Here is a 15071-nt window from a genome sequence, read left to right as displayed (position 1 = left end):
TTTTAAAGATTTTGTGTATATAAAATTGTTGTTTTTCAATTTAATATTTATTGCAAAGATTCATTACACGAATCAAATCTCGTACCCCCAGAGATTATAAAACAGTAAAAAAAGTGACTAAACTGTCGCTTCGAAATATGAATTTAATTCATCATTTACTTATTGATTTAATTAACAAACATAACAAGTTATAATCTAAAACAGAATATAAATGCCACATCATAAAAAAATAGTTCTCGCTGAAGACAATTCGGTATTGTCTTTGCTTCTAAAATTCAGGTTAGAAAAAGAGGGCTACAAACTCCTTATTGCCAAAGACGGGAAAGAAGCAGTTGATTTTATTGAAAATCAAAATCCAGATTTGATTTTGACTGATATCATGATGCCATTCATTAGTGGATTAGAAGTAATCAGCCATGTTCGCAGTAAACTACACTCACAAACTCCAATTATTGTCTTTTCTGCAGCTGGGCAGGAAGAGATTGTGGCGCAAGCATTTAGTCTTGGCGCTACCGATTTTATGAGTAAACCATTTAGTCCTAATGAATTGGTAATTAGAACTAAAAATCTATTGCGGTAAAATTATAAGTTATAGAAAAAAAATTAAAATAAATATGAATATTATCTCTTCGAATTTTAATAATTCGTCTCACGCTATTCTATTCATATGGATTTTTAGTTTATTTTTTCTATTATCAATAATTCTTTTGATTGTTTATATTAAAATTTTAAGAACAAATATTAGAATCAAAAAAAGAAAAAAGAGGATTCTCAAAACAAAATTCGAAACTTACCTGATCACCTATTTATATTCAGAAGATGAAAATGAAGGTAACACACCCGAACAGGAAGATATTTTAAAGAAGCTAAAAAAACATTTGGACAATCCATTTGACAGGAAGCTAATGGTTTCTAGTTTTTTGAAGTTGCGAAATGAAATTTCAGGAGAAACTGTTGACTTGATTTTTAAACTTTATCATCAATTAGGGCTATCAGTTTATGCGATGAATAAACTCAAAAGTCGCAAGTGGCATAAAGTAGTTGAAGGCATTAGAGAACTTACTTTGTTTCATATTATAGAAGCCAACAATGCTATTGCAGCCTTAAAAAATCATCCGAAAAAACAAATAAATAAAGAAGTACAATTGTATTTGTTAAACATATTTAACTTCAAGGGACTTGCTTTTTTGGATACCTTAACTGCGCCTTTATCTGAATGGGATCAGATAGAATTGATGGAGGTATTGAATCGTTTTGATTCGCAAGATATTCCAGATATTAAACCTTGGCTCAAGTCTTCAAACGATTCGGTGGTCATTTTTACATTAAAGTTAGCAAAAACATATATTCAGATGGAAGCTGAGGAGGAACTGATAGCATTATTGCAACATCCGAATCTAACAGTTCGCGTAAAAGCTATTGACGTATTAAGTTATCTGAATGTTTTGAGCGCAAAAGAATTACTAAAAACAAATTTCAACACACTTCATGAGGACGAACAAATTGTTCTAATGGAGATGATGCAAAATATCTATGAAGCAACGGATATACCTTTTATAATGGAACATATTCACCATGAAAATTTTGCCATAAAATTACCACTCCTTCAAATATTAAAAAGTATAGATACAGAAATATACAATAGTATAACAAGCACTTCAACAGATCCTGAATTCATCAAAATAATTAAACATTTAGAAAATAATTAATTATGGACATTACCATTGATGATATTATTTGGCTATTCGATTTTTTATTCTTTACCTATGCCACGGTACTAATAATTTTCTATTTGTTACTGTCGGTTTTTTCTATGATAGAAGCAAAAGAATACATGAAGAAAAACACTTTTGTAAACTATAAAAAAATATTATCATCTGATTTTGCACCTTCTATATCTATAATCGCTCCAGCTTATAATGAAAGTTTAAACATTATAGAAAATGTTCGTTCTTTATTATCGAATCATTATTCAAACTACGAAGTAATTTTGGTTAATGATGGCAGTAAAGACGACAGTCTTGAAAAACTTATTGAAGCTTACGATTTGGTTAAAACCGATATTATTATCAATGAACAAATAAAAACCAAACCGCTACGAGCAGGAATTTTTAAATCAACCAATAAAGCTTTTAACAAACTTATTGTCGTTGATAAAGAAAACGGCGGCAAGTCCGATGCTTTGAATGTTGGTCTCAATGTAAGTAACAGTCTATATGTTGCCTGTATAGATGTTGATTGTTTATTGCTCGAAGATTCACTGCAAAAACTCATCAAACCTGTTCTTGAAGCCACAGATAAAGTTGTGATAGCAGCTGGAGGTGTAATACGAACAGCCAATTCGTGCATTATAAAAGATGGTAAATTGCTCGAAGTAAACATGCCAGATAGTTGGATTGTAAAAGGACAAATTTTAGAATACATACGTTCTTTTTTACTAGGCCGAATGGCTTGGGCCAGACTAAATGGTTTACTTGTTATATCGGGAGCTTTTGGTTTATTAGATAAAAAAATTGCCATCGAAGTGGGCGGCTATGACACCAAAACCGTGGGCGAAGATATGGAAATCATCGTAAGAATGAGGGCTCATATGCATGAGCAAAAAATAAAATATCAAGTTGCCTATATACCCGATCCACTTTGCTGGACGGAGGTTCCTGACAGTTATAAAATACTAAAATCGCAACGCAATCGATGGACACGTGGCACAATAGAAGTCCTAAAAAAGCACAGAAAAATAGCATTTAATCCCAAGTATGGCATCATGGGAATACTGAGCTATCCCTATTGGTTCTTTTTTGAAAGATTAGCTCCACTTATTGAAGTTCTTGGGCTATTCTATATTATTATTTTGATATTTATAGGCCATGTCAATTGGTTTTATATGTTTTCGTTTTTTACAGTTGCATATTTATTTTCTGTTTTATTTTCAATAATTGCAATTATTACAGAGGAACTTACTTATCGTCAATATCGAAAAAAAGGGATGGGTTACAAGCTCATCATGATAGCGTTTTTAGAACCTTTTACAAATCATCTTGCCATTACATATGCAGCAATTTTAGGCAATAACGATTATTATTTTAATAAGAAAAAGAAATGGGGAGTGATGGTTCGAAAGGGAATGAATGCAGCACCTGAAGCCGTTTTAACCAAAAGCGAAAAAAGAAAATTACTTTTAACCAGAATTAAAAACGAAATACTTCTTCGTTTCGATTATGTGTATCTCACCATTTCGCTTATTATTACTTTTGGACTGTCTACTTGGTACGAAACATATTCAAAGGTATCAAGTGGAATAACTATCCCTAATATTGGGTTGGAAATTGGCTACCAACTAATTAATGATTTTTGGTCGGCCATAATATTGAGTTCACTGCTTTTACCGTTATTTATCATCCTGAGTTTTATATTAAAAGCTTTTTCAGTACGAGTCATGAGGATGCTTTTTATACTGATTATACTTGTGCAATTTGCATTGGTAAAATATAGTTCGACAACACATGTCAACTTAGGAGCGGACTTATTAGGATATTCTTTCTCGGATACGTACCTCGCTGTAACAGCATCAGAAACATTTTCTCTTATGTTCTTTTTGCCATTTATAATTATTCCTTTAATATTTTTTGGAATCAATTCGGCTTTTACAAGATGGGACAATAAAAAAATAATTTTAGGAATTACAGCAACACTGTTTATGATTACGGGTAGTGTAAAACTTTTTTATTCTGACGTATCTGACTCAAAATTCGAAAATAAATTGGCGTTTCTTACCAACGAAAGTCTAAAATTTGAAAAGAATAAAGATTTAGCCAATCAAATTCAAACCATCAAATTCAAATCTGAATATCCGATGCTAAAACCGTTTGAATCAACACCAGATGTTTTAGCTCCTTATTTTAATATTACAGATGAAAAACCAAATATTGTTTTTATTGTCGTTGAAGGTTTAGGTGCCGAATTTATTGGCAAAAACGAATATGCAGGATTTACACCTTACTTAGATTCAATGATTTCGAAATCATTATATTGGGAGAACTTTTTGAGTAACGGAGGAAGGACTTACGCTGTACTTCCATCATTACTGGGTTCTTTGCCGTATGGTGAAAATGGATTTTTAGAATTAAATACTTTGCCAACACATCTTTCATTAATTAATGTACTCAAGGCTAATCAATACACAACTTCCTTTTACTCTGGTGATGATTCTAGTTTTGATAAAAAAATTAAATTTTTGGATCAAAACGGTATCGATAATGTAGTCGATAAATATAATTATGGTCGTGGATATATACAAACACCAACCAATTCCGGAGGTTTTACTTGGGGATTTCCTGATGCCGAAATTTTCAAGAAAGCACTTTCCGAAACAGATAAAATAAAATTTCCACGATTGGATATTATTCAAACCCTGACCACTCACGAACCTTTTGATTTTCCAACGAAAAAAGAGTATTTGAAAAGAATTGATAATATCATTGATTCACATCCAAATCTTAAATCCCAAAAAGAAAACATTAGTTCCTATAAAGACATTTTTGCTTGTTTGAATTATACTGATAATTCAATCAAAGACTTCATGGAAGCATATGCTAAAAGGCCTGATTATAATAACACAATCTTCATAATTACAGGAGATCACCGGTTAATTCCAATTGTCCAAAAAGATAAATTGTGTCGCTTTCATGTACCATTATATATATTTAGCCCAATGCTTAAGAAAGCTGAATCGTTTAAATCAGTTTCTTCTCACTGGGATGTTACACCAAGTTTGGTTGCCTTTTTGTTTAACAACTACAAATTCAATAAATTAGACAAAACTGCCTGGATGGGAACAGGACTTGACACTTCAAAAGAATTCAGAAATATTCATGATATCCCTTTAACTCGAAATAAGGGAACTATTGATGATTATGTTTATAAAGATTATCTTTATTCGAGTGGGGAATTGTATAAAATAAAAGACAATTTTGATACGGAAAGAATCAATGATGATATTGTTTTAAATACAATAACTAATAAATTTAATGCTTTTAAACAACTGAATATTTATTTGACAGAAAAACGCAAAATCATTCCAAAATCATTAAATTTAAGCAAACAACAAGATATACAATTTTCAAAAGAAGATCAGATCACTCTAAACAAGTTAACTAAAGGGCTAAATCCTGAACAAAAATTTGTATTAGCTAAAGATTTGTCAAACAAAAAAGATTACAAAACCACTTTATTAGTCTGTGATTTTATATTAAATGAATTACCCAATTATGCTGACGTAAGAGCTTTTAAAGCCAGAATATTAGCGCGAGAAGGTGAATATAAAAAAGCAGAAAGTGAACTGTTGATTGCAATTAAAAGATTACCATCTCATGAAGAATCTTATTTGGCTCTGATGGATTTATATTGGTGGTCTGGTCAAAATGAAAAAGCTATAGAAACAGGGAAACTAGCCTTGTCAAGAGGTCTAAAAAATCCTGAAATTGTGATAAAAATTAAAAAAATAACCAATTTAAAGAAGCAATATAAATGATGTCTACTCTTACAAAAAAAAGATGCGGGAATTTTAAAAAAATCTATATCATTCTTATTACATCTTTATTCTCAGGTTCGTTTCAAATGATTGGCCAAGAAAAAGCGTATAAAGGCGACCCTGACGTTTCTTTTAAAACGGCTCGTGATTTGGCTTTCAACAATAAAAGAAAGCAAGCTCAGGATACATTATTGCATATCTTGACTAAATATCCCGATTATCATGATGTTCGCGAATTTCTGGCTTCGACCTATGCATGGGATGGAAATAATTTAAAAGCAAGAGCCGAATTTAAATATATTTTATCCAAAACCCACACTATAAAAACCACTTGGGTAGCGGCTATCAAAAATGAAATATGGGGTGACTTTCCGTTCCAAGCACTTAAATTGTCTAAGAAAGCGTTGACTGTATTTCCAAATGACATCGAAATATTAGAATTGCAAAATAAGGTTCAAGAAACCACGATGATTTCGGCATTGACAGCTGGCGGCGTACAAACTTCATCAAGCAAAATCGTCAATAATGAAGCAATCGAAAAAACGGAATCAAATATAGAAAACAAGGTTAGAAATAATACAATTGGTATCATTTCTGAAATCGATTTTTATTCTGAGATTTATGATCCTATGATTTACAGCTCGCTAAAATATGCGCGCCAAACCAAGTACGGCAGTGTTATTGCCAAAGTAAATACAAATAGTAGTTATGACGATTTTGGTACCCAATTTGAAGTCGATTTATATCCAAAAATTGCAAAAGGAATGTATGCTTACTTAAACTTTGGCGTATCAGATTCCTCTTTATTTCCTGATTATAGATATGGTGTTGAACTTTTTAAATCCTTACCAAAAGGTTTTGAAGTTTCGCTTGGATTTAGAGGTTTGCAATATGACTCAACTACCATGATCTATACAGGTTCTGTGACTTGGTACAACGGAAACGATTATTGGTCAATACGCCCCTATTTTACTCCTGGAGATAATGGATTAAGCTCATCAGCTACGCTAACCTATCGAAAATACCGCAACGATGCCGATAATTATTTTGGAATAAATGCAGGATTTGGGATTTCTCCAGAACTAAATCAGAATTATTATTTTGCAAATGATGATAGGATTGTAAATCTAAAATCACAAAAAATAAATGCTGGTTATTATTTTTCAACCAATAATAAACAAAATGCCTGGGGCGCACAAGCTGGAATTATTCATCAGGAAATCCCATTTGATCAGGGAAACTATTTTTGGATAACAACTATTACGTTATCTTGGGATATTCGATTTAGATAATAAATCTTTGGCACAATTGTTGTCAAGGATGAATCATAATTTAAAATCCTCTTTTTTAAATACGGATTAATCAAAAAAGATCAAACATTAATAAAAATGAACACGTCAAATTTAAAAGTATTACTCGTTGAAGATGATATATTATTAATCAAAACTCTTGAATTTGTACTTAAAAAAGAAAAATATCAGGTAACAGCTTGTAACAATGGTTTAAGCGCAATAGAAAAAATTCCTGTAGTTGTACCCGACCTGATTATAACAGATATTATGTTGCCTCTTCATTCGGGTCTTGAAATTATAGCATTTACAAAAAAACTTTATAAAAACATTCCAATTATTGTGATATCATCCCTGGAAGAAGAAGAAGCTAAAGTTATTGAATCATTTAATCTGGGAGCAGATGATTTTATTTCAAAACCTTTTAATCCAAATGAATTATTAATCAGAGTTAAACGCTTATTTGCTAAAACAAAACTCAACATAATATCAAATGGAAATTCTACGATAAATATCAGTGCCTAAAACAAATTAATTCTAATACCACACAGTCACTGAACACCTCTATGTGCTAATTAATCCTAGCATACATAGAGGTTTGTTTTTTTTTAGAAGTGAAGAATAATACAATGTTAATTAAAAGCCTGTCTGAACTCTAAAGGAGAAAAATTAGTTTTACTTTTAAACAATTTGCTAAAAGATTGTGGATGTTCAAATCCCAATTTATAAGCAATTTCGCTTACGGACAATTCAGTTATAGACAGTTTTTCTTTGGCTTTTTCAATCAATTTTTCATGAATGTGTTGTTGGGTGCTTTGCCCTGTCAGCAGTTTTAGTAAACCGCTCAAATAACTTGGCGAAACATTTAGTTCATCGGCAATGTATTGAACAGTAATCAAACCTTTGGTTACCAAATCATCATTATTAAAATAATCCACTAATATTTTTTCTAATCGGTCAAGAATTTGATGATTCGTTATTTTTCGGGTGATGAATTGCCTTTGATAAAAACGCTCCGAATAATTCAGCAACGTTTCAATTTGCGAAATAATAATGCTTTGGCTGAATTTATCAATATTGGCGTGGTATTCCTGCCGAATATTCTGAACGATATTATTTAAAATTTCTTCTTCTTTTTCCGAAAGAAATAAGGCTTCATTTATCGAATAATCGAAAAATTCATACTGCTTAATTTTGTTTGCCAATGACGTATTCCATAAAAAATCAGGATGAATAAGCAACAACCAACCTGAACGCTCCAAAGATTCATCAAGATTGTTTTTTACTCTCAAAATCTGAGTGGGAGCCATAAAATACAATGTTCCTTCATCAAAATCATATTCCTGTTGGCCGTAAAACATTTTACTCACGCCTCTTTTTAACGAAATAGTGTAATATTCAAAAATCAGAGGTGTTGCTTCCCATTCGTTCGCATGTCTTAACTTCGCATAATCTACAATGCTCACCAACGGATGCTCCGGTTTGGGCAAATTATGAAATTGATGAAATTCGCTGATCGATTTTATTCTAAGTGGTTTTTGATTTGCCATACTACAAAGATAATTATAAGTAACTATTCAGTATGCTTGTTCAGTGGCTAAGCTACTGAGAAACTAAGTTTCTAAGTTTTTTTTTAAAATATTGTGTGTGTTTTTTGAATTTCAAAAATGATTATTATAGGATTTTTAATTGTCTAAAAAAATCTTTGCAACTTAATAACTTAGCTTCTCAGCAACTTACTGAATAGCAACTATGTTTAATTACAACGCTTGTCCTCCAGAAACCTCAATTTTTTGTCCATTTATCCAATACGATTCGTCAGAACATAGAAAAGCCACTACTCCACCAATATCATCCGGCAGACCAACACGCCCCAAAGCTGTAAAACCTGCAATTTGGGCATTTAGTTCTTTATTATCTTTCACTCTTCCGCCACCAAAATCAGTTTCAATTGCTCCTGGAGCAACAACATTGACACGGATTTTTCGCGGTCCTAATTCTTTTGCAAGATAACGGGTAAGAGTTTCTACAGCCGCTTTCAACGAGCCATACACTGAAGAGCCAGGCATTGTGATACGCGTCAAACCTGATGAAATGTTTACAATTCCGCCACCAGTATTCAGGAACGGTAATGCTTTTTGAGTCAAAAAGAAAACCCCTTTGTAATGTATATTGTAAATCTCATCCATTTGTTCCTCGGTGACATCTTCAAAAGGTTGATACAATCCAATACCTGCATTATTGATAAGGAAATCAAAATTAGGACTTCCTGTTTTTTCTTTTAAATGAGCAGTAACTTTATTAATGAAATCATCAAAATTCTTTGTATCACTCGTATTTAATTGCAAAGCGAATGCTTTTCTTCCTAACGATTCAATTTCAGAAACTACTTTATCTGCTTCTTCTTTGTTGGTGTTGTACGTCAGCACCACATCAATTCCTTTTTTGGCAAGTGCGATTGCCGAATTTTTTCCTAATCCTCTGCTTCCGCCTGTTATTAAAGCGATTTTATTTTGTGTACTCATTTTTGATTTGTTTAAATTGAAATTAATTTTAATTATGATAAGCTTTTGCAAAATCCTTAGCAAAATCAACAACTTTTATTTCACCTAATACTGGTTTGTTTTGGTTATAATCATCATATAATTTATAACGTCGGCTGGCGTTCATCTCTGTTAATCCTTTGGCAGCAATTGGATTAAAGCCGATGTTTATTAAATTTTTCTGAAACTCTTCATCAGGTATTTCGATCCATTTCAGATCTAGTTTTCCTATTGCTTCGCCCAAAATCTTAGCGATTTCATTTGGCGAAACCTCATCGCTTGCAATGTAACGGATGGTCCTACCAATAAAAGGTTTTTCGATCTCCTCGACAATTGCTGAAGCAATATCCAAAGGCGAAACCCAAGGTTCTTTATCATCACCTCCATAGTTTTGAATGATAGCGCCTGCATTTTTAATCGTAGGAATAAAAGCAAACATATTGTAATAAAAACCTACTGGTCGCATTGTTTTTATTGAAACACTATCTGGTAATTTTTTCAAAATATTTTCTACAAAATGATGAGCTTCCAACATTCCAACGCCTTGATCAGTGTGAGCGCCAATGCTGCTAAGATGCACTACTTTTGTCACGCCTGATTGCTGAATAGCTTTTACATAACTGTTGGCAATATTTTCCCAATAGTTTTTTGTGTCCATGCTTTGGTCAAAAAAATCAAAAGGCGGTTCCATCAAATACACAATATCTGCTCCTTTGAAAGTGGCAGTTAAAAAATTGGCATCTAAAATAGAACCAATTGCCGCTGTTGCTCCGAGAGCTTCAATTTCGTTCTGCTTTTCGGCTTTACTACTAATAACGATTACCGAATGTCCCTTTTGCAATAACTCTTCTGTGAGAGGTTTTCCAATACGTCCTAAAGACCCTGTTACTACTATTTTCATGTTTGTTGTTTTTTATTTTTGTTTATACAAAATTCAGCAACAAATAAAAATCGGCTGTATCCAAATCTACTTTTATTGTAGTCAAATTTGAGGTTTATCAAAAAGTGGGGCAATATTTAACTATAAGAACATATAGAGAATTTTAATCTTTTATCATTAAAACACAATACCTCATTACTTTACCTTAAATTCTTTTTAGTATTTTCTTTCCATTTTCATTATCAGGATTCAATTCTATGGATTTTTTATACATCGCAATTGCTTTTTCAGTTTGTCCGTATTTGAGTAAAGCTTCTCCATAACTGTCATAAACATTCCAACTATTGGGGAATAATTGTGTATTCAATTTAAAAGTCTCAAGTGCTTCCTCTTTTTTATTATTTTCTAAAAAATCATAGCCAAGTTCGTTAAACTCATTTTCATCGATAGAATAATTTTCAGTGTCCTTGATCAGGTGATCCAAATCAGCTTTTTTTAAAGCCGTTTTGGCATTAACTAATAATTTACCATACTCTTTTGCTGCGCTCTTTTTGGGTGGATTTACCGATTGTCCATTCAGAATTTTCAGGACATCAAAAGCAATAGGATCAGTTTCATTCTGTGTGTTGTCAATGATTATAATGGTTTGATCTTTTGTCAGGTTTTGCATTAAGGTAGCACGCAATCCAATCATTCCTCCACTTGCCTTTACAGTTGATCCAAATGCAGTGTCATAGAGTTTTGTCCAACCCAAAGCAAAATTACCTGTTTGATTCCCTTTATTAGGTTTACCGTTATTCAGTAATATTGGTGTATATGCTAATTTAAGAGTTCGATCATTTAATAATTTTCCTTCGTTAAGTGCGCGATCAAATTTGTATAAATCTTCTGTTGTAGAAATAATTTCGCCAAATCCTTTGAAGTTATAGGAATGCCAATAAGACGAAACGTACGAAATCGTATCCGTTCTTGAATATTGATCTAAATAAATATGTTGACGCCAATAGGTATTGGCTAAATCTTTTTTTTCGTTTGGTGTATAATGATAAAAAGTAAATTCAGGCAATATGGTTTTTGTCATTCCGGCTGGTCGAAAGATTTCGGTTTCTAAATAATCATGAAATGATTTACTTGCTACTTTTTCGATAATTAGATATAAAAAAATATAGTTGCTATTGTTGTAATCCGAATTATCACCAGGCTGATTCACAAGAGGCAATCTTAATTGAGCATATTGTGGCAGAATATTTTTGTTTGTAAAAACCGTGCTAGGGTGAACAGACCTTAGTTTGTCAAAATAATTATCATAAGGAAGAAGTCCTGAAGTATGCGAAAGCAAATGTTTTATTTTGATTGTTGGATAAGGAAAACTTGGCAAATACTTGACAACTGGATCTTCAAGCTTTAATTTGCCTTTTTCATAAAGTTGCAAAATAGCTGTTGCTGTAATTGCTTTAGTAATAGAAGCAATAGGAAAAGTAGTGTTTTTATTATTTGCCTTTTTTTCAGAAATATCAGCATATCCAAATGATTGTTCGTATATAATATTTCCCTTTTCGGCTATTAATACATTTCCATTAAACTTTTCATATTTTGCTAATGCCTTAAAAAAAGAGTCTAATGCTTTATCGCTATTTTGAGTATAAGCAGTTACAAATGGTACTGTCAATAAAATAATGAGAATCAATTTTTTCATATATTTTGTTTTGCTGTTCATTTCAGGTTTGACTTTAATTACTGTTTATTTTAAATATTGGCTGGAGAAAGTGCATACACTACATAATTTCAGATAGATATTGTAAATCAGTATTTGTTCGCTTTAAAGTTAAAAAATATTTCACTAAATACTTAAAAAACAGATGCTTACAAACAAAAACGCCTTACAGGCTATAAAATTGTGAAACTAAACTCAATTTTGATTTCCGAATAGATAATTATGAAACCTAAATCTTGTCTTCTAGCCCTGATCGCAGTGAAAATCCTTTTGTGCCGGGGTTCGGCACAAAAGATTGTAGCGTAGAGCAGGTGTGATGATTATTACGAAGCCAAAGTGTTCTGCTCCTAAAAAAACAATAAATATGAAGTTACTTTCGAGATTGTTTTGTTCTAAAAAAACACGATTTTTTAAATGCTGATTTAATAACGTACCTTTGCGCAAAATTAAACACATAATGAGTACTTTCGAACAATTCAATCTTCCAAAATCTGTCCAAAAAGCCATCACCGATTTGGGCTTTACCACTCCTACTCCAATTCAGGAAAAAACTTTTTCTGTGATAATGTCGGGACGCGATATGATGGGGATTGCACAAACGGGTACTGGTAAAACATTTGCTTATTTATTACCGCTCCTTAAATTATATAAATTCACTCCCGGACATACTCCAAAAATAGTAATCCTTGTGCCTACCCGCGAACTTGTAGTGCAGGTGGTTGAAGAAGTTGAAAAACTGACTAAATACATGTCGGTTCGCACTATTGGGATTTTTGGTGGTGTGAATATCAATACTCAAAAAACAACTGTATATCAAGGTTGTGACATTCTTGTCGGAACGCCTGGAAGGGTGATGGACTTGACTTTGGACAATGTGATTCGTTTTGAGGAAATGCAAAAGCTGGTTATCGACGAATTTGATGAAATGTTGAATTTAGGTTTTCGTACGCAATTGACCGCAATCTTGGCGATGATGCCAAAGAAACGTCAAAACATATTGTTTTCGGCTACGATGACCGATGAAGTGGATGCTATTTTGAATGATTATTTTGATTATCCAGAAGAAGTTACGCTTTCGCCATCGGGAACACCATTGGAGAATATTACACAAATCACCTATTCTGTTCCGAATTTTAATACCAAGATAAATCTTTTGAAACATTTACTGGAAACTAATGAGGACATGAGCCGCGTGTTGGTTTTTGTGAATAATAAAAAGATTTCAGATATGGTTTTCGACCAGATTGAAGAAGATTTTGAAGGTCAGTTTGGGGTGATTCACTCGAATAAATCTCAGAATTATCGTTTGAATACAATGGCTGAATTTCAAGAAGGAAATCTTCGTGGATTGATTACTACCGATATTATGGCCAGAGGTTTGGATATTTCGAATATCACGCATGTCATCAATCTTGAAATGCCTGAACTTCCTGAATTATACATGCATCGTATTGGTCGTACTGGTCGTGCTGATGCTACAGGAACTGCAATTAGTTTTGTTACTCCGAGAGAAGAAGAATCTAAAATTGCTATCGAAATCTTGATGGATACGGAATTAGATTATGAAACTTTTCCTGAAGAAGTCGAGATTTCAGATAAACTAATTGGACCTGAAAAAGACAGACAGCCTATCAAACTTTTGCTGAAAAGACCTAAACTTGAAGGTGATGGTGCTTTTCATGAAAAAAGTAAAAAGAATAAAAAAGTTAATTTGGGAGGTCCTGGTGTTACCAAGAAAAAAACGCATGGCTCTGTGAATCGAAATATGCTGAAAAATCAGGCTGCTAAGAAAAAGAAGAAAAAGTAGTTGGCAGATTGCAGAATTTAGTGATCAGATTTTAGAAAAAAATAGCTTGTGGTTTAAACCACAGGCTATTTTTTTTAATTGTAGCACTCAAGCCTCGCGAACATTGCGCTTTTTAAATAATGAATAAATTTTCTTTGCCCCCTTGCGGTTAATTAATGTTACTTTTTAGCAACTGATGGTTCACTAAAAATCAAACATACCGGGGAACATAAATCGAAGCTTTTCCCTGAATCAGTCAAGGTTCCTTTGCTTTTATTGATTTTGAAAATCACAATATTATTGGTGTATTGATGTCCTACCAATAGGAATTTTCCAGTTGGGTCAATCACAAAACTTCTCGGACCTTTACCCAATGTTGGTGTTTGTCCTCTCAATTCTAATTTTCCTTTGCTCTTAATTTTAAAAACTGAAATATTGTTAGCTTCTCCTCTATTAGATGCATATAAAAACTTTCCATTTGGAGAAATTTGAATATCGGCAGAGCTAAATTTTCCATTGAAATCTTTAGCAAGTATTGATGTTTCAAATGCCTTTGTCAGCTTACCATCTTTGTAACTGAAAGAAGTCAATGAGCCATCCAATTCTTGTAAAACATATACATACTTTCCGTTTTTACTAAATTTCAAATGTCTTGGACCACTTCCTGGAGTTACAGAAACGCTGTCTTTTAAAGTTAAAACATCAGAAGTTCCAGTCGGATTGTAATTATAAACATATACTTTATCCGTTCCTAAGTCATTACTTAACACATATTTTTTATCAGGCGAAAAATAAACCATATGAACGTGTGCTTTTTCTTGTCTGTCGGGATTTGTACCTTTTCCGTAATGCTGAACAACTTGCTTGGCTTCGGTTAAACTCCCATCTGCATTTTTTCCAAAAACAGCAATATTTCCACCCGAATAATTCGCAACAATTACATTGTTATCGTCATTAATCAAATAACACGGATCTGCCCCTTTGGAATCAACTTGATTTATCAAACTTGGTTTCCCACTTTCTTGATCAAATCTAAGAGCGCTTACGGCACTTGTATTTCCGCTTTCATTTACGGCATACATAAATTTTCCATCCTTGGAAAGTGACACATAACTGGGGCTAACAATACTATCCGAACTTTTCTTTAATCTGATTTGAGCTTTTTTGGTATTGAACTCGTAAACATAAATTCCACGGCTGCTGCACGAATTGGTATATGTACCAACGATAAGATTAAGTATGTTTTTTTGAGCCTGCATATTAGTAACAGTAATAATTAATAGAAGTAATAAGTATACTTTTTTCATAAATTAGGAATATTGGTTTTTT

Annotated in this window: 11 protein-coding genes; 6 read left to right on the top strand and 5 right to left on the bottom strand. The window is 32.6% G+C overall.

The genetic code is table 11. The features are described 5' to 3' along the window. Window positions 1-211: 211 nt before the first annotated feature. From VLC96_RS01515 to VLC96_RS01495, 5 genes are all read left to right on the top strand, one after another. Window positions 212-580 (top strand): response regulator transcription factor, encoded by a 369-nt coding sequence (locus tag VLC96_RS01515; RefSeq protein ID WP_325260280.1) that lies wholly within the window; start codon window positions 212-214, stop codon window positions 578-580. 34 nt (window positions 581-614) lie between these two features. Further along, a complete protein-coding gene (locus VLC96_RS01510) occupies window positions 615-1709 on the top strand; it encodes a HEAT repeat domain-containing protein (protein ID WP_325260279.1) in 1095 nt (364 codons plus the stop codon). A gap of 2 nt (window positions 1710-1711) precedes the next feature. Next, a complete protein-coding gene (locus VLC96_RS01505; protein ID WP_325260278.1) occupies window positions 1712-5530 on the top strand; it encodes a sulfatase-like hydrolase/transferase in 3819 nt (1272 codons plus the stop codon). Continuing rightward, the gene (locus tag VLC96_RS01500) at window positions 5527-6822 is read left to right on the top strand and encodes a YaiO family outer membrane beta-barrel protein (RefSeq protein WP_325260277.1); all 1296 of its coding nucleotides are present in this window, start codon (window positions 5527-5529) and stop codon (window positions 6820-6822) included. The genes VLC96_RS01505 and VLC96_RS01500 overlap by 4 nt, the downstream gene beginning before the upstream one ends. A 96-nt stretch (window positions 6823-6918) precedes the next feature. After that, window positions 6919-7344 (top strand): response regulator transcription factor, encoded by a 426-nt coding sequence (locus VLC96_RS01495; protein ID WP_325260276.1) that lies wholly within the window; start codon window positions 6919-6921, stop codon window positions 7342-7344. A 107-nt stretch (window positions 7345-7451) separates the two neighbouring features. On the opposite strand, the gene VLC96_RS01490 is transcribed toward VLC96_RS01495, so the two are convergent. The 4 genes from VLC96_RS01490 to VLC96_RS01475 form a co-directional block, all read right to left on the bottom strand. Next, window positions 7452-8369 (bottom strand): helix-turn-helix domain-containing protein, encoded by a 918-nt coding sequence (locus VLC96_RS01490; RefSeq protein ID WP_325260275.1) that lies wholly within the window; start codon window positions 8367-8369, stop codon window positions 7452-7454. 210 nt (window positions 8370-8579) lie between these two features. Beyond that, a complete protein-coding gene (locus tag VLC96_RS01485; RefSeq protein ID WP_325260274.1) occupies window positions 8580-9344 on the bottom strand; it encodes an SDR family NAD(P)-dependent oxidoreductase in 765 nt (254 codons plus the stop codon). Between the two features lie 28 nt (window positions 9345-9372). Further along, a complete protein-coding gene (locus VLC96_RS01480) occupies window positions 9373-10263 on the bottom strand; it encodes an NmrA family NAD(P)-binding protein (protein WP_325260273.1) in 891 nt (296 codons plus the stop codon). 184 nt (window positions 10264-10447) lie between these two features. Continuing rightward, complete coding sequence (locus tag VLC96_RS01475; protein WP_325260272.1) at window positions 10448-11938, bottom strand: serine hydrolase; 1491 nt, start codon at window positions 11936-11938, stop codon at window positions 10448-10450. A 475-nt stretch (window positions 11939-12413) separates the two neighbouring features. Between VLC96_RS01475 and VLC96_RS01470 the strand changes: the two genes are divergently transcribed. Next, window positions 12414-13763: a DEAD/DEAH box helicase gene (locus tag VLC96_RS01470; protein ID WP_325260271.1), complete on the top strand. Its 1350-nt coding sequence runs from the start codon at window positions 12414-12416 to the stop codon at window positions 13761-13763. 158 nt (window positions 13764-13921) lie between these two features. On the opposite strand, the gene VLC96_RS01465 is transcribed toward VLC96_RS01470, so the two are convergent. Continuing rightward, on the bottom strand, window positions 13922-15049 hold the full coding sequence (locus tag VLC96_RS01465; RefSeq protein WP_325260270.1) for a lactonase family protein: 1128 nt from the start codon (window positions 15047-15049) through the stop codon (window positions 13922-13924). Between the last annotated feature and the right edge of the window lie 22 nt (window positions 15050-15071).

The organism is Flavobacterium sp. (assembly GCF_035456085.1).
Classification (GTDB): Bacteria; Bacteroidota; Bacteroidia; order Flavobacteriales; family Flavobacteriaceae; genus Flavobacterium.
Note: the sequence above shows the minus strand (reverse complement) of the source record. Positions and strands in the feature narration are given on the sequence as shown.